The organism is Pseudoxanthomonas composti, from assembly GCF_004122095.1.
In the GTDB taxonomy this organism is placed as follows: domain Bacteria; phylum Pseudomonadota; class Gammaproteobacteria; order Xanthomonadales; family Xanthomonadaceae; genus Pseudoxanthomonas_A; species Pseudoxanthomonas_A composti.
In genome coordinates this window covers 295,498-320,911 of the sequence record NZ_SAWZ01000005.1, presented here as the reverse complement: position 1 = coordinate 320,911, position 25,414 = coordinate 295,498, and the positions used below count along the sequence as shown (strand labels likewise).

At 69.5% G+C, this 25,414-nt stretch carries 21 protein-coding genes; 12 read left to right on the top strand and 9 right to left on the bottom strand.

The window, feature by feature from the left end:
• Positions 1-488: 488 nt before the first annotated feature.
• A complete protein-coding gene (locus tag EPA99_RS11650) occupies positions 489-1,835 on the bottom strand; it encodes a chloride channel protein (protein WP_129471389.1) in 1,347 nt (448 codons plus the stop codon).
• Positions 1,836-2,074: 239 nt separating this feature from the next.
• Between EPA99_RS11650 and EPA99_RS11645 the strand changes: the two genes are divergently transcribed.
• A complete protein-coding gene (locus EPA99_RS11645) occupies positions 2,075-2,812 on the top strand; it encodes a CPBP family glutamic-type intramembrane protease (protein ID WP_129471388.1) in 738 nt (245 codons plus the stop codon).
• 34 nt (positions 2,813-2,846) lie between these two features.
• Here EPA99_RS11645 and EPA99_RS11640 read toward each other — a convergent pair whose 3' ends face one another.
• The 3 genes from EPA99_RS11640 to EPA99_RS11630 all read right to left on the bottom strand — a co-directional run bounded on the left by EPA99_RS11640 (position 2,847) and on the right by EPA99_RS11630 (position 6,271).
• A complete protein-coding gene (locus EPA99_RS11640; protein ID WP_129471387.1) occupies positions 2,847-3,392 on the bottom strand; it encodes a methylated-DNA--[protein]-cysteine S-methyltransferase in 546 nt (181 codons plus the stop codon).
• Positions 3,389-4,924 carry a DNA-3-methyladenine glycosylase 2 family protein gene (locus EPA99_RS11635; protein WP_129471386.1) on the bottom strand — a complete coding sequence of 512 codons (1,536 nt, stop codon included), beginning with the start codon at positions 4,922-4,924 and terminating at the stop codon, positions 3,389-3,391. The genes EPA99_RS11640 and EPA99_RS11635 overlap by 4 nt, the downstream gene beginning before the upstream one ends.
• Before the next feature lie 84 nt (positions 4,925-5,008).
• Positions 5,009-6,271 (bottom strand): alkaline phosphatase family protein, encoded by a 1,263-nt coding sequence (locus tag EPA99_RS11630; RefSeq protein WP_129471385.1) that lies wholly within the window; start codon positions 6,269-6,271, stop codon positions 5,009-5,011.
• Between the two features lie 210 nt (positions 6,272-6,481).
• Between EPA99_RS11630 and EPA99_RS11625 the strand changes: the two genes are divergently transcribed.
• Positions 6,482-7,570 carry a COG3904 family protein gene (locus tag EPA99_RS11625; protein ID WP_206733750.1) on the top strand — a complete coding sequence of 363 codons (1,089 nt, stop codon included), beginning with the start codon at positions 6,482-6,484 and terminating at the stop codon, positions 7,568-7,570.
• A gap of 9 nt (positions 7,571-7,579) precedes the next feature.
• Here the strand turns inward: EPA99_RS11625 and EPA99_RS11620 are convergent, their stop codons facing one another.
• Positions 7,580-7,810 (bottom strand): RNA-binding S4 domain-containing protein, encoded by a 231-nt coding sequence (locus tag EPA99_RS11620; protein WP_129471384.1) that lies wholly within the window; start codon positions 7,808-7,810, stop codon positions 7,580-7,582.
• A gap of 93 nt (positions 7,811-7,903) precedes the next feature.
• Between EPA99_RS11620 and EPA99_RS11615 the strand changes: the two genes are divergently transcribed.
• The 5 genes from EPA99_RS11615 to EPA99_RS11595 all read left to right on the top strand — a co-directional run bounded on the left by EPA99_RS11615 (position 7,904) and on the right by EPA99_RS11595 (position 13,960).
• On the top strand, positions 7,904-8,434 hold the full coding sequence (locus EPA99_RS11615; protein WP_129471383.1) for a DUF4019 domain-containing protein: 531 nt from the start codon (positions 7,904-7,906) through the stop codon (positions 8,432-8,434).
• A 95-nt stretch (positions 8,435-8,529) separates the two neighbouring features.
• Entirely contained in the window at positions 8,530-9,729 is a 1,200-nt protein-coding gene (gene ubiM / locus EPA99_RS11610; protein WP_129471382.1) for a 5-demethoxyubiquinol-8 5-hydroxylase UbiM, read from the top strand.
• Positions 9,730-9,898: 169 nt separating this feature from the next.
• Complete coding sequence (locus EPA99_RS11605) at positions 9,899-11,803, top strand: DEAD/DEAH box helicase (RefSeq protein ID WP_129471381.1); 1,905 nt, start codon at positions 9,899-9,901, stop codon at positions 11,801-11,803.
• Positions 11,804-12,071: 268 nt separating this feature from the next.
• On the top strand, positions 12,072-12,800 hold the full coding sequence (locus EPA99_RS11600) for a pseudouridine synthase (RefSeq protein WP_129471380.1): 729 nt from the start codon (positions 12,072-12,074) through the stop codon (positions 12,798-12,800).
• Positions 12,801-12,889: 89 nt separating this feature from the next.
• A complete protein-coding gene (locus EPA99_RS11595; protein WP_129471379.1) occupies positions 12,890-13,960 on the top strand; it encodes a GGDEF domain-containing protein in 1,071 nt (356 codons plus the stop codon).
• 161 nt (positions 13,961-14,121) lie between these two features.
• Here EPA99_RS11595 and EPA99_RS11590 read toward each other — a convergent pair whose 3' ends face one another.
• Both EPA99_RS11590 and EPA99_RS11585 read right to left on the bottom strand, forming a co-directional pair.
• The gene (locus tag EPA99_RS11590) at positions 14,122-15,069 is read right to left on the bottom strand and encodes a DMT family transporter (protein WP_129471378.1); all 948 of its coding nucleotides are present in this window, start codon (positions 15,067-15,069) and stop codon (positions 14,122-14,124) included.
• 129 nt (positions 15,070-15,198) lie between these two features.
• Entirely contained in the window at positions 15,199-16,056 is an 858-nt protein-coding gene (locus EPA99_RS11585) for a DUF72 domain-containing protein (RefSeq protein WP_129471377.1), read from the bottom strand.
• A gap of 141 nt (positions 16,057-16,197) precedes the next feature.
• Between EPA99_RS11585 and EPA99_RS11580 the strand changes: the two genes are divergently transcribed.
• The 4 genes from EPA99_RS11580 (at position 16,198) to EPA99_RS11565 (ending at position 22,010) form a co-directional block, all read left to right on the top strand.
• On the top strand, positions 16,198-17,235 hold the full coding sequence (locus EPA99_RS11580) for a lipid A deacylase LpxR family protein (protein ID WP_129471376.1): 1,038 nt from the start codon (positions 16,198-16,200) through the stop codon (positions 17,233-17,235).
• A 217-nt stretch (positions 17,236-17,452) separates the two neighbouring features.
• Entirely contained in the window at positions 17,453-19,297 is a 1,845-nt protein-coding gene (locus EPA99_RS11575; RefSeq protein ID WP_129471375.1) for an ABC transporter ATP-binding protein, read from the top strand.
• Positions 19,298-19,354: 57 nt separating this feature from the next.
• Positions 19,355-20,584 carry an HD-GYP domain-containing protein gene (locus tag EPA99_RS11570; protein ID WP_129471374.1) on the top strand — a complete coding sequence of 410 codons (1,230 nt, stop codon included), beginning with the start codon at positions 19,355-19,357 and terminating at the stop codon, positions 20,582-20,584.
• Between the two features lie 205 nt (positions 20,585-20,789).
• Positions 20,790-22,010, top strand: a complete 1,221-nt coding sequence (locus tag EPA99_RS11565; protein WP_164978642.1) for a putative bifunctional diguanylate cyclase/phosphodiesterase — start codon at positions 20,790-20,792, stop codon at positions 22,008-22,010.
• A 22-nt stretch (positions 22,011-22,032) separates the two neighbouring features.
• Here the strand turns inward: EPA99_RS11565 and EPA99_RS11560 are convergent, their stop codons facing one another.
• Positions 22,033-23,844, bottom strand: coding sequence for a DUF885 domain-containing protein (locus EPA99_RS11560; RefSeq protein WP_129471372.1), 1,812 nt, complete (start codon positions 23,842-23,844; stop codon positions 22,033-22,035).
• A 115-nt stretch (positions 23,845-23,959) separates the two neighbouring features.
• On the opposite strand from EPA99_RS11560, the gene EPA99_RS11555 reads away from it, so the two are divergent.
• Positions 23,960-24,307, top strand: coding sequence for a GFA family protein (locus EPA99_RS11555; RefSeq protein ID WP_129471371.1), 348 nt, complete (start codon positions 23,960-23,962; stop codon positions 24,305-24,307).
• A gap of 21 nt (positions 24,308-24,328) precedes the next feature.
• Here EPA99_RS11555 and EPA99_RS11550 read toward each other — a convergent pair whose 3' ends face one another.
• A complete protein-coding gene (locus EPA99_RS11550) occupies positions 24,329-25,294 on the bottom strand; it encodes a LysR substrate-binding domain-containing protein (RefSeq protein ID WP_129471370.1) in 966 nt (321 codons plus the stop codon).
• Positions 25,295-25,414 lie beyond the last annotated feature (120 nt).

Sequence of the window (25,414 nt, the reverse complement as noted above, 5' to 3'; positions counted from 1 at the left end):
ACGATAAGGAAACAGCCCTTCGTCGAATCACGGGGACTTTCAGTCTTCATGACGCGATGTGCCTGATCGCGAAAAGCCGACTTCGCCAACCAGCCTGGGCCTGAGCCGGGCATGGCTCCTCGGCTCGGTCAGCCATCCATGGCTGACTCGCCGCCGCGGGCCATCCCTGGCCCGCTTTCCGCCATACCCGGCTCAGGCCCAGGCCTGCGGCGGCTGGATTTGGACTTCGGCAGAAAAAGGCATTCGACCTGAACGCGCAGCAGCGGTTCGGCGGGCTATGGCAAGGCAGGCGAGGCAGAACGTCGAGCGGTTGAGGCGAGGCAGGATGCCCTGACCGAGCGAAAGGCGGCCACCGCCCGCCGGACTGCTGCCCCTGCGAAGCCGCATTCCCTTGGCTAAAAGACGGACCCACTTGGGCGGGCGGCTTACTGCGTGACGCAGGCGGCGGAACGACGCCGGTTCGTTGGCCGAGTTGGTGCTCCCGGACCTCAGGTGCGGTCGGAGGGCCGACTGTCACCGCGCTGATGGGCAGGGGCCGGTAGATCGGCCAGCACCCGTTGCGCCAGGGCCTTGTAGATCGGCGTGGGCGAGACCAGTGCGGACAGGGCGCGCGCCAGCAGCACCGTGGCCAGGATCGGCAGCAGCATGTCGCTGTTGTCGGTCAGCTCCATCGAGATCACCGCCGAGGTCAGCGGGGCCTGGGTGACGCCGGTGAGATAGGCGCACATGCCCAGCAGCACGATGGCCGAGGGATCCACCCCGGGCAGCAGCGCCGCCAGGTTGTGGCCGATCCCGGCGCCGACCGCCAGGGCCGGGGAGAACAGGCCGCCGGGAATGCCGGCCAGGTAGGACACCAGGTTGGCGGCGAACTTCATCAGGCCGAATTCGTGCCCGACCGTGGCCTGGTCCTGCACCAGGCTGCGCGCCTGCTCGTAGCCGGTGCCGAAGGCGCCTTGGCCAAAGCAGATGCCGATCAGCGCCAGCGCCACGCCGCAGCCGGCGGCGAACAGCACCGGTTGGCGTCCGCGCGCGGCCGCCAGCCAGCGCGGCTTGCCGTCCATGGCCGCCAGCACCAGGCGCACGAACAGGCCGCCAGCCAGGCCGCCGACCACGCCACACAGCAGCACCGCCAGCCAGCCCATGCCCAGCGCCAGGTGCGCATCGACGCGGCCAAAGTAGGTGTAGTTGCCGACCAGGCCCAGCGAAATCACGCCGCCGATGATCACCGCCGTCAGCAGCGTGCCGGAAAAGCGGTGCTCGTAGCGGTCGGACAGTTCCTCGATGGCAAACACCACGCCCGCCAGTGGCGTGTTGAACGCCGCGGCGATGCCGGCCGCGCCACCGGCCAGCAGGAAGCGGGCGGCCTCGCGCGGGTCGCTGAAACCGAAGCGCCGGCCGATCACGTACATCAGGCTGGCCCCGACGTGCACGGTCGGGCCTTCGCGCCCCACCGAGGCGCCGCCGAACAGCGCCACCACGGTCAGCGCCAACTTGCCGGCCGAGACGCCCAAGGAGAGATTCTTGCGGCGGAAGTCCTGGTCCGGCCGCTCGAGCGCGGCGATCACCTGCGGAATGCCGCTGCCGCGCGTGGGCCTGAGCGCCCCATTGGTCAGCCAGGCCAGCAGCGCGAACACCGCCGGCGTGACCAGCAGCGCCCACCAGGGCGAATGCGAAACGATGCCGCCGAACAGCGCGAAGGCCGCATCGCCGGCCTTGGCGAACACCAGCGCGGCCAGGGCGACGGCGACCGCGCCCCCCCACAGTGCGCAGCGGCGCTTCCATTGGTCGCGCGAGAGCAGCGTGCCGAGGGAGGAGGAATACGATGGATCGGCCATGATCGGGATTTTCGCATGGGCCGTGTGTGGGGCGGGTCCGCGTGCTGTACGAGAAGCGGGCGGGGCGAGGAACGAGTGGAGAGGAACGAGGAACGAGTGCTCCCCAGTGCGCATCTCGCAGCGGCAAGGTCGCTTTCACTCGTTCCTCGTTCCTCGTTCCTCGTTTCTCGTTCCTAGCCCCGCTACCATCGACAGTGCAGACCGCAAGCCCCCTCACGCCACCTCTGAAGGACCACCGAATGTCCCGGCATCCACGCTTACGACTCGGTGTGCTGCTGTGGTGCCTGGCGATGAGCGGTGTGTTGGTGGTGACGTTGACCTTGCTACTTGGCTTGCTGGAAGCGGCCAAATCGCCGCTGCCCACATGGGCGATCCTGACGCTCAGCGCGGCGCAGAGCGCGGTGCTGGTCGCAGGCGCGGTGTGGCTGGGCGTGGCGCTGAGCCAACCTTTGGGGTTGGGTGCGCCTGCCCTGCAGGCGGCAATCTCCAGCGGTGGTTCCTGGAAAGCACTTGCACCGCAGCTTGCGCCCGCAGTGGCCGTGGGCGTGGGCGTGGCGGTCCTGCTCTACATCCTGCAACAGGTCACGCCGACCGAACTCACCGTGGCCGCGTCGCGCATGGAGATCCCGTTGGCGGCCAAGCTGCTGTATGGCGGCGTCACCGAAGAAGTGCTCATGCGCTGGGGCGTGATGACCCTGATCGCGTGGGTCGCCTGGAGGCTTGCAGGCAGGCGCGAACGCGCGCTGGCGCCCTCGATCGCACTGGCCATCGTCCTGTCCGCGCTGCTCTTTGGCCTTGGCCACCTGCCGGCCGCGCGCGCGATGGGGGCGGCGCTGTCGCCGCCGGTGGTGGGTTACATCGTGCTCGGCAACGCGCTGCCGGGGCTGTTGTTCGGCCTGCTGTTCTGGCGATGGGGACTGGAGGCGGCCATGCTGGCGCATGCGCTGGCCCATCTGCTGTTCCATCTGGCCTCGTAACCGCAGCGGCGTCGCGGTGCGGGCGTCGGCGGCTTCAGTCGAACAAGCGGCTGCTGGCGCCGCGATCGGGCAAGGCGCCTTCCAGGCGCAGCAGGAATTCCTTGGTGGGCAGTCCGCCACCGAAGCCGGTCATCGCGCCGCTGCTGCCGATCACGCGATGGCAGGGCAGCACGATGGGGAGCGGGTTGCGGCCATTGGCTGCGCCCACCGCGCGTGAGGCGCTGGGCTTGCCGACGCGCAAGGCCAGCTGTCCGTAGGACCAGGTGCTGCCGAAGGGAATCGCGGCCAGGGTGTTCCAGACCTTGCGCTGGAAGTCGGTGCCGGCCGGGGCCAGTGGCAGGGTGAACTGCTGGCGCCTGCCGGCGAAGTACTCCTCCAGCTGGCGCCGGGCGAGATCGATCATCGGATGATCGCCCTCGTGCCAGCCCGGCGTGCGTCGGAGCGGGTGGCGATTCTCCGGGAACTCGATGCCGTGCAGCCCGGCATCGCTGGCGGCGATCAGCAGCGCGCCGACCGGGCTGTCGATGCGGCGATAGGCGATGGGCAGGTGCGTTGACGGCGTTGCGGTTGCGCTTGTCATGACGAGGCTCGGGTGCGGGGCTTGGGTGACACGGAAGTGGGCGCGGGGGGCGGGGTGGCAGGCGCAGGCATCGCGTCCTTCCACAGGTGCAGCACGGCGTAGCCGCGCCAGGGACGCCAGGCCTGCGCGCGCTGCGCCAGCTGGCGTGCGCCCAGGCGCGTGCCATCGGTGGGCACGGCCTTCTGCAGCACCAGGTCTTCGGCGGGGAAGGCGTCGGGATGGCCCAAGGCACGCAGCGCCAGGTAGTGCGCCGTCCACGGGCCGATGCCGGGCAGTGCCACCCAGCGCGCCACGAAGTCCTCCAGCGTGGTCTCCGGGCGAAAGTCCACTGCGCCTTCCAGCACCGCGCGGGCCACCGTGCGCACGGTCTGGGCGCGGGCCCGGGTCAGGCCGATGCCGTCCAGGTCCGCCTCGGCCAGGGCCGGCGGGGTGGGAAACAGATGTGTGTGCGGGCCTTCGCCCCACGGCGCGGGCAGCGTGCTGCCGAAGCGCTGCGCCAGCCGCGCCGTCACCGTGCGCGCGGCGGCCACGCTGACCTGTTGGCCGACCACGGCGCGGATGGCGATCTCGAAGCCGTCCCAGCCGCTGGGGATGCGCAGGCCCGGCCGACGCGCCAGCAGCGGTGCCAAGCGAGGATCTTCCGACAGCGCCAGCGAGATCGCCGCCGGGTCGGCATCCAGGTCGAACATGCGTCGCAGCCGGTCCACCACCCCCAGCATCTGCGAGGCGGCCACACCCTTGAGCTCCAGCTTCAGCGCATGCACAGCGCCCGGCCACGCACTCACGCGCAACCAGCCCGGCGCGGCGGCATCGCCGACCACGCGCGCGTACGAGACCGCGTCGACATGCTCCACCCCGGGCAGGGCACGGCCGCGCAGGAAATCCAGCATGGCGGTGAAGTCGTAAGGCGGGCGATAGCCCAGCCGCAAGGTGAGTACCTCGCCGGCCGCGCCCTGGCCCTCCTGCTTGCGCAGGTCGCGCGGGGCCATGCGGTAGGCCTCCTTGAACACCGAGTTGAAGCGCCGCAGGCTGCCGAAGCCGGAGGCCAGGGCGACCTCGGTGATCGGCAGGCCGGTCTCGGTCAGCAGCTGCTTGGCGAACAGCAGGCGGCGGGTGGCGTGCACGCCGATGGGCGAGGCGCCCAGGCGCTCGGCGAACAGCCGCCGCAGCTGGCGTTCGCCCAGCGCGACGCGTTCGGCCAGGGCCGACAGCGGTTGCTCGGCCAGCGCGCCGGCCTCGATCAGCTTCAGGGCACGCGCCACCACGTGGTCGCCGCGTCGCCAGGCGCCATCGGCCGGCGACAGTTCCGGGCGGCAGCGCAGGCAGGGCCGGAAACCGGCCGCTTCGGCCGCGGCCGCCGACACGTAGTAGCTGACGTTCTGCGGCTTGGGCGGCGGGGCCGGGCACACCGGCCGGCAGTAGATGCCGGTGCTGGAGACCGCGGTGAAGAACAGCCCGTCGAAACGGGCGTCGCGACTCAGGCGGGCCAGTTCGCAGATGCGGTGATCGGGCAGGGGGGCGTGCGCTTCCATGCCTGCAGGCTAGCACCGGCCCTGGGCAGCGACTGGCCGGATTCGGACATCAATGCGCTGGGTGGGCCGGGGGCCGCACGCCGGTTACCGAGCGGGTGCGGCCAGGGCGGGTTGCAGCGGGGCCAGGGTGCCGTCGCTGGGGCGCGGCGGCAGGCCCAGCAGCTGGATCAGCAGCGGGTAGACATCGACATTGTCGAAGGCCGGCAGGGTGACGCCCTGGCGGAAGGCTGGCCCGCGCGCGAGAAAGATCGCCCGCATCGAGGGCAGGTCCGGCGCATAGCCATGCGAGCCGCGCATCCGGCCCGTGTGTCGGCGCGCGGCCGCGCTTGCTTCCAGGGCGTCCCAGCCTTCGTCCAGCTGGCACACGATGGCGGGGATGCGGGTGTTGCCGCCGTACTGCCAGTGCGCGGGCAGCTCGCCCTTCCTCCAGCAGCTGTAGTGGTCGTGGCGGCCGAGCAGGCGGGCCTCGGCCTGCGCGCGATGGCCCGGCCGCGGTTCGAAGCCGATCACCTGGCCGTTGCTGATCCACTGGGCATCGGCCGGGTCGGCCATGTCCTCCAACGCCAGCACCTGCGCCGGCGGCACCGGTGCCATGCCGTGGTCGGAGACCACGATCACATTGACCTGGCCGGCCAGGCCGCGCTGTTCCAGCACCGCCAGCAGATGGCCGATGGCCGCATCCACCGTGCGCACCGCGGCGCGGGTTTCCGGCGCGTCCGGGCCGTAGGAATGGCCGGCGTTGTCGACCATCTCCAGATACAGCGCCGCCAGGCGCGGACGTTGCGCGACCGGCCCGGTGCTCAGCCAGTCCGCGACCTCGTTGGCCCGATCCATCGCACTGACATCGTGGTCGTAGAGGCGGTAGCGCGAGGGCCTTACCCCGTCGATCTCCGCCGCGCTGCCGGGCCAGGCCCAGATGGCGGTCGGCAGGTGCGCCTGTTCGGCCGTGACCCACACCGGCTGCGCCTGGCTCCACCAGCGGCCATCGCCGGTGGTGTCGGTGTCGGCGACCTTGAAATGGCCCAGCGCCTCCACCTGCATCATGTTGTGGATCATGCCGTGGTGGTCCGGGCGCAGGCCGGTCACCAGGGTGTAGTGATTGGGAAAGGTCAGCGAGGGGTAGGAAGGATTCATCCAGGCCGCGCGCACGCCCTGGGCGGCGAGGCGGTCCAGCGTCGGGCTATCGCCCTGGCCCAGATAGCTCGCACGCAGACCGTCGATGGAGATCAGCAGGACTTGCGCGGGGGCGGCGGGCGCAACCCCCGCAGGCGCGGGAGGGTGCGTCTGGCACGCGCACAGCAGCAGTGCGCAGACCAGGGCGAGACAAGAGGCGGGTCGCAGGAACATGCAGGGGAGGCGGGCTGGAACCGGGCAAGCTTGGCAGGTTTGTTCAGCATGCGCATGACAGCGGATGCCATCGATCGCCCAGACAGTGCTGCCTCATGGCGTGTCGGATCGGCGCTTGCGACCCGGCGGCGGGTTCACCACCTGTTGTGCAGGACCGGGCCGCGATTGCCTAGACTGGCTGGACACCTTCGACCGACGGACAGGAGACCGATGCCGCGCCGCCTGCTGTGTGCCTTGACGCTGTCGCTTGCCTTGGCTGCCTGCCGGCAGCCGACCGCGCCTGCCGTGGAGACCGTCAACGACACCCCGGTGGAAGGCAGTGGCGCGGTCAGTGCGCCGGCACCGGCGGCGCCGCCGCCCAAGCGCGATCTGTCCAGCACCACGCAGTGGCCGGCGGCCAGCGTCGGGGCGGGCGATGCCCAGCTCAGCTGCTCGCTGGATTACGCCGGCCAGGGCGATGGCGAACCGCTGGAAGACCTGGCCTTCCCGGTGCTGGAGCAGGCGCTGGGCGCGTGCAGGGACAGCGGCGTGGTGCGGGTGCGCTACAGCGGCAAGATCAACGCCAGCTTCACCGAGCTGGTGGCGCGCGTGGCCGAGATGGCCCGTCGGCTGGGCATCTCCAAGCGCGTGCTGGATCTCAATTCCACCGGCGGCCAGGTGGAAGATGCCATGCATGCCGGCGATGTGATCGGCGGCAGCCACTGGACGCTGTGGGTGCGCGAACAGTCGCTCTGCCACAGCTCCTGCGTGCTGATCCTGGCCGCGGGCGACAGCCGCATGATCTCCGGCAAGGTCGGGGTCCACCGGATGATGCGGATCGGCTCCAGCGCCAGCTCGCGCAGCGAGCTGACCGAGGAGCTCAAGGCCGTGCAGGACCAGATGCACGACTACCTGCAGCGCAACGGCGCCTCGGTGGCGGTGGCCGACCTGATGATGACCATCCCCAACCGCCAGCTGCGCTTGCTGGATGCTACCGAGCTGCGCGAGTTCGGGCTGGATGGCATCAACGCGGTACAGGACGACCTGGACCGCATCCGCCTGACCCGCGAATGCGGCGAGGAGTTCGTGCAGCGCCGCGATGCCTTCATCCGTGCCTTCGACCGGCGCTGCCTGTCGCCGGGCACGGCGGTGGAGGACATCAACGCCTGCGGGCTGGAGCTGCGCGGGCAGTTCGGCTTTCCCGACACGCGCTGTCCGGCGGCCACTCCGCTGGCCGAGCACGATGCGCCGCAGCTGGCCCATGCCCTGCGCCCGCGCGTGCCGGAACAGGACGCGCAGGGCAGCGGCCGCGGCGGCTGAACGCGGCGGTCAGGCCTCCGGCGGCAGCGCCAGCACGCGGATCAGCGTGTCCAGCGCCTGCACCTGCTGCCCCGGGCGGATCTTGCAGGTCCGGCGCAGTTCCACCGCGCCATCCACGTGCACCACGCCCTCGGACACCAGGGCCTTGCCGGCCCCGCCGCTGTCGACCACGCCGCACAGCTTGAGCAGCTGGTGCAGCTCGATGTACTCGCCATCCAGGTCGAACTCGAGGATTTGCATGCGACGGCGGCCTGGCGATAAGGGGGCGTCATGATCGCAGATGCCGGCGCGCGCGGCGCTTACACTGCCTCTTTCCCATCGATGGACGACACCATGACGCCTCGGATCCTGCTGCTGTGCCTTGCCCTGGCCCCGTTCCACGCCGCGGCGCAGACGCCGCAGGCCAAACCGGCCGCGACCGGCGCGGCCCAGCCGCAGGTCGGCAGCAGCCGGGCCTCGGCGCCGACGCAGGCGCCGCTGACCGCCGACCAGCAGATCCAGCTGCGCAAGCAGAACGCGGACATGGCCCGTGCCGCGCAGGAGGTGGTGGCGTTGATCGACGGCAATCGCGCCAACGAGGTCTGGGCCGGGGCCTCGCCCGCGGTACGCGCGGTGGTGCCGGACAAGCGCTTCCTCGAACAGGTCGCCGCCGACCGCGGCAAGCTGGGCGCGGTGACCACGCGCAAGCAGGTCGACATCGGGCGTGCGCGTTATCCGGCCGGCGGCAAGGTGCCGGAAGGGTTCTACACCACCGTGGTCTACGCCACCGAGTTCGCCAACCAGCCCAAGCCGGTGCGCGAGCTGGTGTCCTTCCACCTGGACGAGGACAAGACCTGGCGCGTGGCCGGTTACAGCCTGCGCTGAGGTCCCGGCCTTCATGCGCGAAGGCTGATCTGGATCAATGCCGACGCCGCACCGACAGGGCCACACTGCACGCCTGAGGTCATGGGAGAGCTGCGATGCGGATGGATGTGGCCATCGTCGGGGCCGGGCCGTCGGGCCTATGCCTGGCACGCGCGCTGGCGGGCATCGGCCTGTCGGTGGCGCTGGTGGAGGCGCAGCCGCGGGAGGTCCTGCGGCAGGCGCCGTTCGACGGCCGCGAGATCGCGCTGACCCATGCCTCGCGCCGCATCCTGCAATCGCTGGGCATCTGGCGCCATCTGGATCCGGCGGCGATCGCACCGATGCGCCAGGCGCGCATCGTCGATGGTCATGCCTCGTTCGCGCTGGACATCCGCCCCGAACAGGGCCAGGCCAGTGCGCTGGGGTGGCTGGTGTCCAACCACGCGATCCGCCAGGCCGCCTACGAGGAAGTGCACGCCCACGGCGGCATCGGTCTGTTCGATGCGGCACGCGTGCTCAGCGTGCAGCGGTCGCAGGACCAGGTGGACCTGCAGCTGGACACCGGCGAGCATTTGCACGCGCGCCTGCTGGTGGCCGCCGACAGCCGCTTTTCGGAAGTGCGGCGCATGCTGGGGGTCGGGGCGCAGCAGTGCGATTTCGGCAAGACCATGCTGGTGTGCCGCATGCAGCATGCGCAGCCGCACGGGCAGGTGGCGCTGGAATGGTTCTGCCATGGGCGCACGGTGGCGCTGCTGCCGCTGCCCGGCGCGCAGAGCTCGGTGGTGCTCACGCTGCGTCCCCAGCAGGCCCAGGCGCTGCTGGCGATGGGCGATGCGGAATTTGGCGAGGCAGTGACCGGCCTGTGCGAGGGCAGGCTGGGCGCCATGCAGCCGGTCGGCACCCGCCACGCCTATCCGCTGGTGGCCACCTACGCGCATCGCTTCGCCGGTGAGCGCTTCGCCCTGGTGGGCGATGCCGCGGTGGGCATGCATCCGGTGACCGCGCATGGCTTCAACTTCGGTTTGCAGGGCCAGGCGCGGCTTGCGGCGGAGCTCAAGGCTGCGCTGGCGCACGGCGCCGATCCCGGGCGGATCGCCCCGCTGCAGGCCTACGCGCGGGCGCACCGGCGCGCCACCTGGCCGCTGTACCAGGCCACCAATGCCATTGCCAAGCTCTACACCGATGACCGCAGACCCGCGCAATGGCTGCGCCAGGCGGCGCTGCGCGTGGCCCAGGGATTGCCGCCGCTGCGGCGCGCGATTGCGGCCCATCTGACCCAGCGGGCCGAGGTGATGCCGCGTCCAATGAGGTCCTGATGCGCGCTGGGGGCGATGCTGCATGGCGTCGGGCAGCTAGATTCTCGTTCGGCATGGCATCCATGCGCCACTTTTGGGCCAAATGCACGGCCCGTTCAGACGCGGGCCCGGCGGGATAGCGCGCAAAAGCGCACAATAGGCGTCACTTTCTGCTGTAACGAGCTTCCAGATGTCATCCGATCCCGCCGCGCCCCAGGTGCTTTTCTCCGAACTGGGCTTGTCCGCGGCCGTGCAGGCGGCCCTGGCCGATGTCGGCTACGAGTCGCCTTCGCCCATCCAGGCCGCCACCATCCCCGCGCTGCTGGCCGGGCGCGACGTGCTGGGCACCGCCCAGACGGGCACCGGCAAGACCGCGGCTTTCGCCCTGCCGGTGCTGTCCGGCCTGGACCTGGACAAGAAGGCGCCGCAGGCGTTGGTGCTGGCGCCCACGCGCGAGCTGGCCATTCAGGTCGCCGAGGCGTTCCAGCGCTATGCCGCCAAGATCCCGGGCTTCCACGTGCTGCCGATCTACGGCGGACAGAGCTACTACCCGCAGCTGCAGGCGCTCAAGCGCGGCGTGCACGTGGTGGTGGGTACGCCGGGCCGGGTGATCGATCACCTCGAGCGCGGCTCGCTGGACCTGTCCGGGCTGACCACGCTGGTGCTAGACGAGGCCGATGAGATGCTGCGCATGGGCTTCATCGACGATGTCGAGACGGTGCTGAAGAAGACCCCGGAATCGCGCCAGGTGGCGCTGTTCTCGGCGACCATGCCGCCGGCGATCCGCCGCATCGCCCAGACCTACCTCAAGGACCCGGCCGAGGTGAACATTGCGGCCAAGACCACGACCTCGGCCAACATCACCCAGCGCTACTGGTTCGTCAGCGGCCTGCACAAGCTCGATGCGCTGACCCGCATCCTGGAGGCCGAGCCGTTCGACGGCATGATCATCTTCGCCCGCACCAAGGCCGCCACCGAGGAGCTGGCGCAGAAGCTGCAGGCCCGCGGCCTGGCCGCGGCGGCGATCAACGGCGACATGCAGCAGGCCGCGCGCGAGAAGACCATCCAGCAGCTCAAGGACGGTCGCCTGGACATCCTGGTCGCCACCGACGTGGCCGCCCGAGGCCTGGACGTTGAGCGCATCAGCCACGTGCTGAACTACGACATCCCCTACGACACCGAAAGCTACGTGCACCGCATCGGTCGCACCGGCCGTGCCGGTCGCAGCGGCGATGCGATCCTGTTCGTGACCCCGCGCGAGAAGAACATGCTGCGGCAGATCGAGCGCGCCACGCGCCAGCCGATCACCGAGATGCAGCTGCCCAGCGTGGACGATGTCAACGACCGGCGCGTGGCCAAGTTCCTGGACCGCATCACCGACACGCTGGCCAGCGGCGAGGCGGGCGAGTACCGCAGCCTGATCGAGAACTACGAGCGCGAGCACAACGTGCCGGCGGTGGACATCGCCGCGGCGCTGGCGCGCCTGCTGCAGGGCGATACGCCGCTGCTGCTCAAGCCCGACGCGCCGCGCGCGCGCAAGGAGCGCCAGGCCACCAGCGAGTCCGGTCCGTTCAAGCAGGGTTTCGAGCGTCCGGCACGCGCACCGCGCGCCGAGCGCGAGGACGGCGGCGAGCGCCGTGAGCGTCCCGTGCGTGCGCCGCGCGAGGACTTCGACGCCGCCGCGCCGCGCGCCGAGCGCGCCCCGCGCGCGCCCAAGGCCGAGTCGGAGTTCGGCATGGAGCGCTATCGCATCGAGGTGGGCCACGCCCATGGCGTGAAGCCGGCGAACATCGTGGGCGCCATCGCCAATGAGGCCGGGCTGGAGAGCCGCCATATCGGCCGCATCGACATCCAGGACGACTACAGCGTGCTGGACCTGCCCGAGGGCATGCCGCGCGATGTGCTGATGCACCTGAAGAAGGTGTGGGTGTCCGGGCAGCAGCTGCGCATCCACAAGGTGGGCGAGGACGCGGGCGATGAAGCGCCGCGCAACTTTCGCCCGGCGCATGCGCGTCCGGGCGCGCGGCCTGGCGGTCGTCCGGGCCCGGGAGCGGCAGGGACCCGGCCCCCGCGTAAGGGTCCGCCCAGGGGCTGAAGGCAGGGACAAGTGGAGAGGAACGAGCGCAGAGGAACGAGGAACGAGTGTCGAACCGTCTCGTTTCACGCTCCTTCGGCGACCCGCTTTTCACTCTTTGCTCTGACGCGTTCCTCAGCACGCATGGCCACTGAGCAGACCTTGGTGCTGCCGACGCGCGAAGAAGACCTTTGACGCTTCGCGTAGCCGCGCCAGTCCATCAGCTGAGGCACCACTCGTTCCTCGTTCCTCTCCACTCGTTCCTCTTGGTTCGTTTCTCGCCCCAAACATGCAGCCCACCACCCGCCTCAACAAGTACATCGCCGAGACCGGCTTCTGCTCCCGCCGCGAGGCCGACCGCCTGATCGGGGAGCGGCGGGTGACGGTCAACGGCATCCCGGCCGGCACCGGCGCGGTGGTGGGTGAGGGCGATGCGGTCCTGGTCGACGGCCAGTCGTTGAAGGCGCGCACCGCGAAAAAGCCCGGCGCGCGTCGGCATGTCTATATCGCCCTGAACAAGCCGGTCGGCGTGACCTGCACCACCGAGCGCACGGTCAAGGGCAACATCGTGGATTTCGTCGGCCACGAGCAGCGCATCTTTCCGATCGGCCGCCTGGACAAGGAGTCCGAGGGCCTGATCCTGATGACCAGCAATGGCGACATCGTCAACCAGATCCTGCGCGCGGAACACCACCACGAGAAGGAATACCTGGTGGCAGTCAACAAGCCGGTCACCGAGGAGTTCCTGCGCGGCATGGCGCGCGGCGTGCGCATCCACAACCAGATGACGCTGCCGTGCAGGACTTCGCGCATCGCCAAGTTCGGCTTTCGCATCGTCCTGACCCAGGGACTGAACCGGCAGATCCGCCTGATGTCGGCCGAGTTCGGCTACCGGGTGACGCAACTGCGGCGCGTGCGTATCGACAACCTCAAGCTGGGCGCGCTCAAGCCCGGCGCCTGGCGCAACCTCACCGATGTGGAACTGCGCGGCCTGCTGCCCGGCCATACCGACTGGTAGGGTGTGACAGGCTTCACGTCGGGCCGACTGAGCACTGTGCCGCCAGGATCGATCCGGCTAACGTGCCGGCAGTCCACAAGGTCACGCGCATGATCCGACCCGAGATTCCCGATAACGAGGCGCTGCGCCTGGCCGCCCTGCATCGGTATGAGATCCTTGACACCGAGGACGAGCAGGCCTACGACGACCTGGTCACCATCGCCGCCGGCATCTGCGGCACGCCCACCGCGGCCATGACGCTGGTGGACACCGACCGGCAGTGGGTCAAGTCCCGCCACGGGCTGGAGATGACCGAGATCTCGCGCGAGATCTCTTTCTGCGGCCATACCATCCTCACTCCCGATCGGGTGATGGTGGTGCCAGACACGCTGGCCGACGCGCGGTTCCACGACAATCCCCTGGTCACCGCGCAGGATGGCGTGCGCTTCTATGCCGGTGCGCCGCTGCTGGCGCCCAACGGCCATGCACTGGGCGCACTCTGCGTGGTCGACAACAGGCCACGCGAGCTCGACGCGTTCCAGCGGGAAGCGATGCAGGCGCTGTCACGCCAGGTCATCCACCTGATGGAGCTGCGACGCACCAGCCTGGAGCTCAAGCGCCAGTTGGGTGAGCGCGACTGGTACGAGCAGCAATTGCAACTCCACCAGCAGCAGTTGGAACAGCAGAACGCCGATCTCACCGAACAAACCCGGACCGATGCGCTCACCGGCCTGTCCAACCGGCGGGCGCTGGCCGCCTCGCTGGTGACCGCGCTGGAGCGTGCCGTCAAGTCCGGTGCGCGTGTGTCGGTGGCGATGATCGACGTGGACCACTTCAAGAGCATCAACGACCTGCAGGGCCACGCGGTAGGCGACCAGGTGCTGGTCAACCTGTCTTCACTGTTGCGCTCGCAGTTCGGCGGCAGCGGCATGGTGGCCCGCTACGGCGGCGAGGAATTCGTCGCCCTGCTGGAGGATTGCGATGCCGAACAGGCGCGCATGCAGTGCGAGTACCTGCGCGAGGCGGTGGCCTACCTGCCCGGCGGCGTGCCGTTGACCATCAGCATCGGCGTGGCCGAATGCCGCCAGGGCGATGCGCCGGACGATGCCTTCCGTCGTGCCGACGAAGCCTTGTACGCGGCCAAGCGGGCCGGGCGCGACCGGGTGATCGTGGCGCCGTAGCGGCCGGCCGCCTCAGGCCGCTTCGAATGCCCTGGAGCCCAACTTGTGGGAGCGGCTTCAGCCGCGAATGGGCCTTCCTGATCAAGCTCGTTCGCGGCTGATGGCCCAAGACCGCCCAGAGCCGCCCCCACAGCATGCTTCAGGGATAGGCGAGTACGGCTTCAGTCCACGATGCCGTGCGCCTCGGAGGTTCCCAGGATTTCCGGGTGCTGCACGCGCCGGCGCCGGCCGACCAAGGGCTGCAGGAACACCGCCAGCAGGATGATCACCACCCCCAGGTAGAACGGCCAGCGCAGTTCGCGCTGCTCGCCGAACAGCACGATGGCCAGCGCGATGGCATAGACCGGCTCCAGGTTGGTGATCAGCTGTACCGCGTAGGCGCTGAGCTGGCGCAGCGCCACCAGGGACAGCGCGAAGGGCAGCAGCGTGCAGGCCAGCGAGAGCGTCAGCAGGAAGCCCAGGTCGGCCAGGCCGGGCAGCACGAACAGCGCGCCGGCGAAGTTCGGGAAGATCCATGGCATCAGCGGCGCCAGCAGGGTCAGCAGCAGCGTCCCGGCGCCCAGCTCCAGCGCGGTCACGGTGAGCGGCTCGGCGCCGTGGACCATGCGCTTGTTGAGCGAACCGAAGACCGCCACCAGCAGCGCCGACAGCGCGCCGACCGCCACGCCGGCGCGCATGCCGTCGGGCACGCCGCCCACCACCAGGGCCACGCCCGGCAGCGTGGCGATGCCGAAGAACAGCTCCTTGGACGAGAACGGGCGCCTGGCCAGCCAGGGCTCGATCACCGAAGTGCAGGCCGGCGCCAGCGCCAGGCAGGTCGCCGCCACCGAGGCGTTGGCCAGCTTGACCGCACCGTAGAAGGTCAGCCAATGCAGGGAGACCAGCGCGCCGATGCCGGCGTAGCCGAGCAGCATGGGTCCTGGCAGCGCACGCAGGCCGGCCCACACGCGTGGCAGCAGCGCCAGCGTGGCCGTCACCAGCAGCATCCGCCACCACACCAATGGCAGGGCGGCCAGCGAGATGAGCTTGCCCAGGATGGGCGTAAAGCCCCACAGCAGGACACACAGATGGATCTGCGCGGTGGCGCGCGCGTGGGCGGACAGAGGCATGGCGCATTATCGCCGGGCCGCAGAGCCTGTCGATGGCAAATGACGCGATCGCGTCCAACGCGTGCCTGGAGACCGCATCCTCGCCGGGCCGGCAGCGGCGGTGGCCTCTGGTTGCCTGCGGGCTTGCCCTCAGCGCAGGCCCAGGCGCTGCAGCAGGGCCATGGCCGCAGCCGGATTGCGTTCCTTGTCCGCGGCGATGAAGAACAGGAACACCTCGCGCGGGGCCGCCTTGGCCTGCGGCGCCTCCAGGTGCGGCAGGGCGGGCACGTCCTGTCCGTCGGCCCACGCCCGTACGTGCTTGGCCCAGCGATCCAGATCGGCATCGGTGTAGCCGTTGGGCAACGCGCTGCGCGCTCGCATGAGGCGCGCATAGACCAGCTCGCCGCTGAGGTCGGCAAAGCTGGGGTATTCGTCTGAATCGCTGAAGACCGTGGCCATGCCGCGCTGGCGCACCATGTGCAGCAGCTGGGCATCGAAGAAGTCCGCATCGCGCACATCCAGCACGTGACGCAGGCGCCGGCCACCGGCGCGGGCGGGCAGCAGGTCGAGGAAGGCCTCGAACGGGGCGCGCTGCAGCCGGGTGCCGGCATCGAACTGCCAGACCAGCGGGCCGAGCCGGTCGCCCAACTCGGCGATGCCACCGACGAAGTCCTCCACCTGCGCGCCCACCTTGTCCAGCGCCCGCGCCTGGGTGATGCGCTTGGGCGCCTTGGCGGAGAACACGAAGCCCTGCGGCGTTTCATCGCGCCACTTGGCATAGGTGGCCGGCTTCTGCGCGCCGTAGTAGGTGCCGTTGATCTCGATGGCGGTGAGCTGGCGGCTGGCGAACTCCAGCTCGCGCCGCTGCACCAGCCCCTCCGGATAGAAGTTGCCGCCGCGCCAGGGCGCGTACACCCAGCCGCCGATGCCGATGTGGAAGGTCCGGTCGGGCTTGGCGGGTGTGGCAAACAGGTCGGGAGCAGCAGCTGCGGAAGGGGCGCGGGCCATGGGCGGGGTTAGGCAGCGGAGTCGGGCCCGAGCATACCTGTGTCGATGCAATGCACCGTTTCGCAGCGCCCGCCACCTTTCACATGAATTTCAGTACTGGTGCGTTCAAGATTGCCCGCACTTCACCTCCCTGGACTTCCCATGAAGAAAGCAGCATGGCTGCTGGCTGCGGCCGCAGCGTGTGGCAGCGCGCACGCCGCCGAAGGCGCCGAACAATGCGAGCGCCGCACCGAGCTACCCCCGACGGTGAATTTCCGTATCGACAACGATCTGTTCGGCGGCCAGGACCAGGGCTATACCAACGGCGTGCAGCTGGGCTTCGTCTCGCCCAACCTGGTGGATTACACCGACGACCCCTGCCTGCCGCGCCTGGCACGCTGGATGAACCGCTATCTGGGCGCCATCCAGCCGGAGGGCTTCGAGCAGCAGAACATGGTGTTCAACATCAACCATGCGATCTACACGCCGAAGGACTTCACCCGCCGCGACGTGATCGAGGACGACCGTCCCTACGTGGGCGCGTTGTTGTTCAGCTTTGGCTACAACGCCCGCAACGGCAACAGCCTGCGGACAACCCAGCTGCGGCTCGGCATCGTCGGCCCCTCGGCCAAGGGCGAGCAGGTGCAGAACGAGGTGCACAAGGCGCTGGACGATGAGCCCTTCCAGGGCTGGGACAACCAGTTGCGCGACGAGCCGGTGGTGATGCTGCAGCACGAGCGCATGCACCGCTTCGGCGGCAACAGCAGCGGCATCTGGGGCTGGGACGCCATCACCCACTACGGTGGTGCGCTGGGCAACTACGCGACGTTCGCCAACGGCGGCGTGGAGCTGCGCTTCGGTCGCCATCTGCCGGACGACTTCGGCAGCACCCCGCTGCGGCCGGCCGGCGAAAACACCGCCCCGCGCAGCCAGATGCAGGCCGGCGGCGTGTGGCGCTTCCACGGGTTCCTGACCAGCGATGCGCGCTGGGTGCTGCACGACATCACCCTGGACGGCAACACCTGGAAGGACAGCCACAGCGTGGACAAGCGCGCGGTGGTGGGCTACGTCGGCTATGGCTTTGCGCTGATGAAGGGGCGGTGGAAGTTCGCGCTGGCCCGCTACCACAGCACCCGCGAGTTCGACACCCAGAGCGAGCCGCCGGTGTTCGGCAGCTTCACCATCAGCCGCACGCTGTAAGGCGCGGGACCTCCGGACAGTGCGAGCGTGCCGCGGATGAGCAGGTGCGTTCGGCTGCCCGGCCGGCGACGTGAGGTGACTCCCGGGCGGTTCTGCGGGAAGGCGCTTGCAGGCGCACGCCACGCGCCGCACCGGGCCGTGACATCGCAACGCAGGCCATCGCCTGCTTGCAGCGCGCAGGATTGATGAGAGCATGGTCACCCGTTGGAGGTGACCGATGCTGCGCTGGTTCGAAAACCTGATCGATGTCTTCGCCGAGTCGCCCGACCGGGCGCCGCCGGACAAGGTGTCGCGCTTCTATGCGCATTACCTCAAGCAGGCCTGGGGGCTGCTGCTGGTGATGGGGGTGCTCGGGCTGGCCGTGGCGCTGGTGGAAGTGGCGCTGTTCGAGTTCATCGGCCGCCTGGTGGACATGGCGCGCGACACCCCGGCCCCGGAATTCTTCGACCGCCACGGCCGCACCCTGGCCTGGATGGCCTTCGTGGCGCTGATCGCGCGGCCGCTGCTGATCGCCCTGGCCGACCTGTGCACGCACCAGGCCATCACCCCGGCGCTGACCGCGCGCATCCGCTGGCAGAACCATCGCTATGTGGTGCGCCAGAGCCTGTCGTTCTTCCAGAACGACTATGCCGGCCGCATCGCCAACCGCATCATGCAGACCGGGGCCTCGCTGCGCGAATCGGCGGTGCAGATCATCGATGCGCTGTGGTACGTCACCGTCTACACCACCAGCGCGCTGGTGCTGTTCGCGCAGGCCGATTGGCGCCTGACGCTGCCGCTGGTGGCCTGGGTGGTGCTGTACGCGGCGACCCTGGCCTTCTTCATCCCGCGCACCAAGGCCAAGTCCTGGGAAGCCTCGCAGAGCAAGTCCAAGCTGATGGGGCGCGTGGTCGATGGCTACACCAACATCGCCACCCTCAAGCTGTTCTCCCATACCCAGCAGGAAGACGCCTACGTGGCGCAGGCCGTGCGCGAGAACCTGCGCGGGGTGCAGGGCATGACCCGGCAGACCACCGGCATGGACATCAGCATGGCCGTGCTCAACGGCCTGCTGGTCACGGTCACCGCGGGCCTGGGCCTGTGGCTGTGGAGCCAAGGGCGCATCACCATCGGCGACATCGCCCTGTCCACCGGCCTGGTGATCCGCATCGAGAACATGTCCGGCTGGATCATGTGGGTGGTCAACGGCATCTTCGAGGATGTCGGCACCGTGCAGGACGGCATGACCACCATCGCCCAGCCCCGCCAGGTGCGCGATGTTCCCGACGCGCCACCGCTGCGGGTGGACCGCGGCGAGGTGCGCTTCGAGGCCATCGACTTCCACTACGGCAAGCGCGGCGGGGTGATTTCCGGGCTGGATCTGGTGGTGCGCCCAGGCGAGAAGATCGGCCTGGTCGGTCCGTCCGGCGCGGGCAAGTCCACCTTGGTCAACGTGTTGCTGCGGCTGTACGACCTGGAGGGCGGGCGCATTTTGATCGACGGCCAGGATATCGCCGGGGTCAACCAGGAGAGCCTGCGCGGACAGATCGGCGTGGTGACCCAGGACACCTCGCTGCTGCACCGTTCCATCCGCGAGAACCTGCTCTATGGCCGCCCCGATGCCAGCGACGCCCAGCTGCAGGCGGCGATCCGGCAGGCGCGCGCGGAGGGCTTCATCGCCGGGCTGGTCGATGGCGAGGGCCGGCAGGGCCTGGATGCCCAGGTCGGCGAGCGCGGGGTCAAGCTCTCCGGCGGCCAGCGCCAGCGCATCGCCATTGCCCGGGTGCTGCTCAAGGATGCGCCGCTGCTGGTGCTGGACGAGGCCACCTCGGCGCTGGACTCGGAGGTGGAGGCCGCCATCCAGGACAACCTGGACCAGCTGATGGCCGGCAAGACCGTCATCGCCATCGCCCATCGCCTGTCCACCATCGCCCGCATGGACCGGCTGGTGGTGATGGAGGCCGGTCGCATCGTGGAAACCGGCACCCATGCCGAACTGATCGCCGCCGGCGGCCTGTATGCCCGCCTGTGGGCGCGTCAGACCGGCGGTTTCGTGGCGGCCGACGCGCAGTCCCCGCCATGAGTGTCATCATGTGGGTCGGAACTTCAGTGCGGCGCTCGAGCTGCCGATAACGCCTCCATGCAGATCGCCGAACGTGAAATGACAGTGGCTGAGCTCCGGCCCGGGATGTTCGTGTCCCGGCTGGACCGCGACTGGGTGGGCACGCCCTGGCTGCTGCAGGGGTTCATGATCCAGGGCGATGAGGATCTCCAGGCGCTGCGCCAGTACTGCATGCGGGTGACGGTGGACGTGGACAAGAGCGAGAGCTTCGTCCGCCCGGTGCTGCTGCGCCCGCCGCGCCAGGACTACGTCATGCCGGACCTGGAAGCGGCGAAGAAAGGCGTGCCGCGCCCGGTGGTGGTCTCCCTGGAGGAGGAACTCCCGCGCGCGCAGGCGGCCACCGACGCGGCCTACAGCCTGACCCGCGACATCCTGGATTCGCTGCGCGCCGGCGATCGGCTGGACAACGCCCAGATCGAGGCGGCGGTGCAGCCGGTGATGGGGACCATCCTGCGCAACCCGGACGCCTACTTCTGGCTGGAGGCGCTGCGCGGCCGCGACGGCTATGCCTACACCCATGCCATGGGCTGCTGCGCGCTGATGGCCGCCTTCGGCCGGCACCTGGGCTTTCCGGACGAGGCGCTGTCCGATCTGGCCACCGGCGGCCTGCTGATGGATATCGGCAAGACCCAGGTCGCCCCGGCGCTGCTGGGCCGTGAGGGGCCGCTGTCGGCCGAGGAGGCCCAGGAAATGCGCCGCCATGTCGCCTACAGCGTCGCGCTGTACGACCAGATGGAGGGCGCAAGCCCGATCGTGCGGCAGATCCTGCAGTCCCACCATGAGCGCGAGAACGGCTCGGGTTACCCGCACGGGCAGGCCGGGGACGCCATTCCCTTGTTCGGCCGCCTGGCCGGCATCGTCGACAGCTACGATGCGATGACCAGCAAGCGGCCCTTCCAGGCGCCGGTTTCGCGCTATGAGGCGCTGCAGGTCATGTACCGGGCACGCGGCGAGCTCTACCAGGCCGACCTGCTCGAACAGTTCGTGCAATGCCTGGGCGCCTATCCCGTCGGCAGCCTGGTCGAACTGAGCACCGGCGAGATCGGCATGGTGATGGCGCAGAACCAGGTCCGCCGGCTGTTCCCGCGGGTCATGCTGCTGACCGATGCGGACAAGCAGCTGTTGAAGGAATTCAGGTCGCTGGACCTGCGCGACACCTGGGCCGGGCCGGACCCGGCCCGCATCAGCATCCGCAAGGGTGTCACGCCCGGCAGCTACGGCCTGGATCCCAAAGAGCTGTATCTGTGAGCGTTCGCGCAGCGCCCGATGGCCCGTGCCGGCTGCCGGGCGTGCGGGGTCTGCGGGGAGCCGCCGGCGGACGGGCCGGCAAGGGCGTTGCGACCTGCTCGCCAGGAGCGCGCAGGCCTGAGCTGACCGACCACGCCATCGGATGTTCGTTACTGGCGCTGGGCCAGGCCGGCATGCCCGGCGGAAAGGAATGCGGGGTCACGGCATGCTGAATCGTCCGGCCGTGTTCGCCGAGGTGTCGCGCGCACTGTCCGAGGCCGGCATGGCCGCGGTGCTGCGCGTGCGCGTGGCGCGCCTGCGCGAATACCAGGTGATGTTCGGCTACCTGGCGGCCGAGGCGCTGGTTGACGCCTTCCAGCGGGTGTTGCGCGTCTGCCTCCGAAACCAGGACGTGGTGATCGCCGTCGGCGAGGGCGATGTGATCGCGGTACTGCCCGGGCTGGCCGAACCCGGGCACGTGGAACTGGCCGCAGCCAAGATCAGCCGCGCCTTCGCCGAGCCGCTCACCGTGGCCGGGCGCCCGGCGCGGGTGTTCGTGGCCGTGGGTGCCTCCATCGGGGAGGCCGGTTGCGATGTCGGCGACCTGTGCCTGGCCGCCTACGCGGCCTGCGAGCAGGCGCGCAGGTCGCCCGAGCGCTATGCACTGGCGCAGGAGCGGCCGCAGCGCACCTTCACTTACGACGATCTGCACGACGCCATCTCCGCCAACCAGCTCGAGCTGTACCTGCAGCCCATCTTCGCGCTGGCCACCGGCGAGCTGCGCAAGTTCGAGGCGCTCTCGCGCTGGCATCACCCGCGCTGGGGCGCGATCAGGCCCGACCAGTTCGTCGCCATGGCCGAGCAGACCGGCCTGATCGAGGCGCTGACGCGCTGGAACCTCAATGCGACCCTGCGCATGTGCGCGCCCTACCTGCGCCGCGATCCCGGGCTGAAGTGCGCGATCAACCTGTCCCCGATCGCGCTGACCAGCGCCTTCCCCGAGCAGGTTGCAGCGGCCCTGCGCATGTGGGGCGTGGCCGCCTCCAGCGTGGTGCTGGAGATCACCGAGACCGCCTTCGTGGACAATCCGGTCGCGCTGATGCGCAAGCTGGTGCAGCTGCACGACCTGGGCATGAAGGTGGCGATCGACGACTTCGGGTCGGGCTACTCCTCGCTGGCCTACCTGCGCGATTTCCCGGTGGACGAACTCAAGATCGACATGAGCTTCGTGCGCGACATGTTCGGCAACGAGGGCCGCAACGAGCTCCTGGTGGCTTCCATGGTGGACATGGCCCATCGCCTGGAACTGCATGTGGTGGCCGAGGGTATCGAGAACTCGGCGGTGTGGACGCGCCTGGGCGAGCTCGGCTGCGACTGCGGCCAGGGCTACTACCCCGGGCGACCGGCACCGGCCGCCGAGGCGCTGGAGCGCTACGCGGGCGAGTAAGCGCCCGCGCATCGCCACGCAGTCACTGGATCGGCTGGTCCAGCATCAGCTCCCGCGCAAAGCGCACCGGCGGCGCGCCGTAGGACAACAGCTGGTCGTGGTAGGCCTTCAGGTCGAAGGCCTTGCCCAGCTTGGCCTGCACGGCCTTGCGCGTATCGAAGTGCTCCTGCACGCCGACGAAGTAGGTCGGCAGCTGCGCACTGGTGAGCTGCACCCGGATCCACTTGCCCTCGGCCTCGCTGGTCTGCTGGAAGGCGTCGTGCACCATCAGCTGCATGGCCTGCTCCTTGCTCCAGTGATCCACGTGCACGCCCTGGTCCAGCAGTGCATTGGCGATGGTGCGCAGGTAGAACTTCAGCTGCACCAGCCGGTACAGCGGGTCCTGCGCCTGGAAGCCCTGCTCGCTCATCATGTGCTCGGTGTACACCGCCCAGCCCTCGGCGAACATGCCAGAGCGCAGCACCGCGCGCAGCGTGGAGGGGAACTTGGCCGAGTGCCAGCCTTCCAGGTAGTGGCCCGGCGTGCCCTCGTGGATCGACAGCAGCTTGATCATGCGGTTGTTGTATTCGCGCAGGAACGAGTCCACCTGCTTGTCGTTCCAGTCCTCCGGGATCGGCGAAACCGCGTAGAAGGTGTCCAGCTGCTTGTCCAGCGGGCCGGGCGAGTCGCAGTAGGCCACGGCCACGCCGCGCTGGAACTCCGGCATCAGGATGATCTTCACCTGCGAATCGGGCAGGGTGACCAGGTCCTTCTCGCGCACGAACGCGGTGGACTCGGCCAGCGCCGCCTCGGCCGCCTGGACCACGGCATCGCGCGCGGGCTTGTCGGCGTAGGCCAGTTCCAGCGCCGCTTCGATCCCGGCCTGCCGCTGCGCGTCGCTGGGCGCCTCCGGCAGGGCCGGCGCGCCCGGCTTGTCCTTCAGCACCGTGCGCGCGATGCCGTACATCTCTTCGCGCACGCGCTGCATTTCAGCTTCGGCGCGCTGGCGGATGTCCTGGCGCGACAGCGAGGACGCCAGCGCGAACTTCAGCTTGGCGTCGTAGGCCTGCGCGCCGATGCGGAAATCGCCCTTGGCATTCGGGATCAGGGTGTTTTCCAGCCAGGCCTGGTGCGCTTCGACCGCCTGTTTCAGGCCCGCCGTCGCCTTGGCCAGGCGCGCCTGGTCGGCCTCGGACAGTTCCTTGGCATGCGGGGCGATCATGCCCTCGACGATGCTCAGCACGCCCTTGTTCTGCTTGGCCACCGTTTCGGCGTGGATGCGCGGCACGCGTGCCGGGTCCAGGTTCTCGCGGGCCTGCGCCAGCAGCGCCGGCACCTTCTCCATGCGCGCAATGGCCGACTGCAGGCGCTGCGGCAGCGGGGCGAACTCGCGCGCCATCACGCCGTACAGCGCACCGCCGGCCAGCCCGCTGTAGACCTGCGGATCCCAGGCCCAGGACTGCTGGGTTTGGCTCTGCCAGACCTCGTACTGCAGCTGGTTGCGCAGGATCGCCGCGTCCACCTGGTTCTGTCGCGAAAGCGCATCGACCTGCAGCGTGTCCAACTCGGCCAGCATGTCCTTGGCGAACTTCAGGGACTTGTCGCGGCCGGCCTGCGAGAGATCGTCGATCCGATTGTCGTACTTGTGCTCGCCGATCTGGGTGGCGTTGACCGGCGAGAGCTGCATCCAGCCCTGCAGCGCGCGCCCGGAGAGCTCGGCGAACTTGAGGTCGGCCTGGCCTGCGGCCTGCGCCTTGCCGGTCTGGCTGGATGAAGCATCGGGAGCCGGGCCCTGGGCCTGCTGGCAGGCGGCAAGGCTGGAGATCAGGGCGAGGGCGAGCAGGCAATGGCGCATGCCAGGGTCCTTGGAAGTGCACGGGCACGGAAGCGCGGCAGCATAGGCCAGGGGTCCCCCGAACGCACCTGTCATTGGCTTATCCTGGGCGCCAGTCTGGGAGGAAGGAACGGCCATGCTGCACTCGGGAAGCTGCCACTGCGGAAGGATCGCCTTCCAGGTCGAAGGCGACATCGACGAGGTCTACGACTGCAACTGCTCGATGTGTCGTCGACGCGGCGGCCTGCTGTGGTTCGCCCCGCGCGCTGCCTTCACCCTCACCAGCGCCGAGGCGGACGTGTCCACCTACACCTTCAACAGACACGCGCTGCAGCATCACTTTTGCGCCAGCTGCGGCATCGCGCCCTACAGCGAGGGCGTGGGCCCCGACGGACAAGCGACCGCGGCGATCAACGTGCGCTGCATTCCCGCGCTTGAACTGTCGGCGCTGAAAGTCCAGAGCGTCGACGGCGCCAGTTTTTAAGCGCTGAGGCCATCGCGCGCATCAGCGCGAGCGCTTGCCACCGCTCGCGGGCAGCACCGGGCCGCGGCCCAGCAATGAGTCGGGTACCGCCGGCATCGGCGTGCGCTCGTCCTGGGCTTCGTCCTTGAGCCACTGAATGAAGGCGCGGGCGGCGGGGCTGGGGGTGCGGTGCGAGGCATGCACGGCGTAGTAGGCAAAGCGCGCCTTGATCGCCGGGCCCGGCAGCTGCACCAGCTCGTAGCGCTGCAGGTATGGCATGGCGATGTGCTTGCGCGCCAGCGCCGCGCCCAGCCCATACACCGCTGCGCGCATCACGTCGGTGCTGTCGCTGAAGGTGTGCATCGCAGGCAGCTGCGGCACGCGCACGCCGGCCTCGCGGAACCAGTCGCGCCAGCCTTGCAGGGCCAGGTCGGCGATCAGCGGCAGCTTGGTGATGTCCTGCGCGCGGGTGATCCGCTCCACGCCGGCCAGGGCCGGGGAGGCCACCGGGAACAGGGCATCGTCCATCAGGTGGTGCGCGGTCAAACCCGGCCAGTTGCCGGCGCCGTGGCGGATCGCCAGGTCCGGTCCGTTCTCGTCGAAGCGGGCCAGGGCCGGGCTGGAATCGAAGTCCAGGCGCACGTGCGGGTGCCTGGCGCAGAACCTCGGCAGGCGCGGCAGCAGCCAGCAATAGGCGAGCGAGTGCAGCGTCGAGACACGCAGCAGATTGGTGCCTTGCGCCGGCTTGAGCGCACTGGCCACCGCGTCGATGTCGGCCAGCGCGGTGGTCGCCGCGTCGGCCAGTTGCCGGCCCTCGGGCGTGAGGGTGACGCCGCGCGCGTGGCGCTGGAACAGCGAGGCGCCCAGAAGGCCCTCAAGCTTGCGCACGTGGTGGCTGACCGCACTCGCGGTCAGGTGCAGTTCCTCGGCGGCGTGGGCGAAATTCTGGTGGCGGGCGGCGGCGGCGAACACGCCGAGCGCGGGCAGCAGGGTGGGGCGCAGATGCATGGCCGGATCCTTGAGGCCCAAATGAGATTTGTGGCTTGGATGGATACTACGCGCTTGTGGGCAGGCGCGGGCCGCGACAAGCTGCAGGTCCCCGATGTCGTGTCCGGATGCGGCCAGCCA

Excerpts from the sequence above, each read along its gene's own strand:
- EPA99_RS11650 (WP_129471389.1), bottom strand. The coding sequence starts at position 1,835 with ATGGCCGATCCATCGTATTCCTCCTCCCTCGGCACGCTGCTCTCGCGC.
- EPA99_RS11645 (WP_129471388.1), top strand. The coding sequence starts at position 2,075 with ATGTCCCGGCATCCACGCTTACGACTCGGTGTGCTGCTGTGGTGCCTG.
- EPA99_RS11640 (WP_129471387.1), bottom strand. The coding sequence starts at position 3,392 with ATGACAAGCGCAACCGCAACGCCGTCAACGCACCTGCCCATCGCCTAT.
- EPA99_RS11635 (WP_129471386.1), bottom strand. The coding sequence starts at position 4,924 with ATGGAAGCGCACGCCCCCCTGCCCGATCACCGCATCTGCGAACTGGCC.
- EPA99_RS11630 (WP_129471385.1), bottom strand. The coding sequence starts at position 6,271 with ATGTTCCTGCGACCCGCCTCTTGTCTCGCCCTGGTCTGCGCACTGCTG.
- EPA99_RS11625 (WP_206733750.1), top strand. The coding sequence starts at position 6,482 with ATGCCGCGCCGCCTGCTGTGTGCCTTGACGCTGTCGCTTGCCTTGGCT.
- EPA99_RS11620 (WP_129471384.1), bottom strand. The coding sequence starts at position 7,810 with ATGCAAATCCTCGAGTTCGACCTGGATGGCGAGTACATCGAGCTGCAC.
- EPA99_RS11615 (WP_129471383.1), top strand. The coding sequence starts at position 7,904 with ATGACGCCTCGGATCCTGCTGCTGTGCCTTGCCCTGGCCCCGTTCCAC.
- ubiM (WP_129471382.1), top strand. The coding sequence starts at position 8,530 with ATGCGGATGGATGTGGCCATCGTCGGGGCCGGGCCGTCGGGCCTATGC.
- EPA99_RS11605 (WP_129471381.1), top strand. The coding sequence starts at position 9,899 with ATGTCATCCGATCCCGCCGCGCCCCAGGTGCTTTTCTCCGAACTGGGC.
- EPA99_RS11600 (WP_129471380.1), top strand. The coding sequence starts at position 12,072 with ATGCAGCCCACCACCCGCCTCAACAAGTACATCGCCGAGACCGGCTTC.
- EPA99_RS11595 (WP_129471379.1), top strand. The coding sequence starts at position 12,890 with ATGATCCGACCCGAGATTCCCGATAACGAGGCGCTGCGCCTGGCCGCC.
- EPA99_RS11590 (WP_129471378.1), bottom strand. The coding sequence starts at position 15,069 with ATGCCTCTGTCCGCCCACGCGCGCGCCACCGCGCAGATCCATCTGTGT.
- EPA99_RS11585 (WP_129471377.1), bottom strand. The coding sequence starts at position 16,056 with ATGGCCCGCGCCCCTTCCGCAGCTGCTGCTCCCGACCTGTTTGCCACA.
- EPA99_RS11580 (WP_129471376.1), top strand. The coding sequence starts at position 16,198 with ATGAAGAAAGCAGCATGGCTGCTGGCTGCGGCCGCAGCGTGTGGCAGC.
- EPA99_RS11575 (WP_129471375.1), top strand. The coding sequence starts at position 17,453 with ATGCTGCGCTGGTTCGAAAACCTGATCGATGTCTTCGCCGAGTCGCCC.
- EPA99_RS11570 (WP_129471374.1), top strand. The coding sequence starts at position 19,355 with ATGCAGATCGCCGAACGTGAAATGACAGTGGCTGAGCTCCGGCCCGGG.
- EPA99_RS11565 (WP_164978642.1), top strand. The coding sequence starts at position 20,790 with ATGCTGAATCGTCCGGCCGTGTTCGCCGAGGTGTCGCGCGCACTGTCC.
- EPA99_RS11560 (WP_129471372.1), bottom strand. The coding sequence starts at position 23,844 with ATGCGCCATTGCCTGCTCGCCCTCGCCCTGATCTCCAGCCTTGCCGCC.
- EPA99_RS11555 (WP_129471371.1), top strand. The coding sequence starts at position 23,960 with ATGCTGCACTCGGGAAGCTGCCACTGCGGAAGGATCGCCTTCCAGGTC.
- EPA99_RS11550 (WP_129471370.1), bottom strand. The coding sequence starts at position 25,294 with ATGCATCTGCGCCCCACCCTGCTGCCCGCGCTCGGCGTGTTCGCCGCC.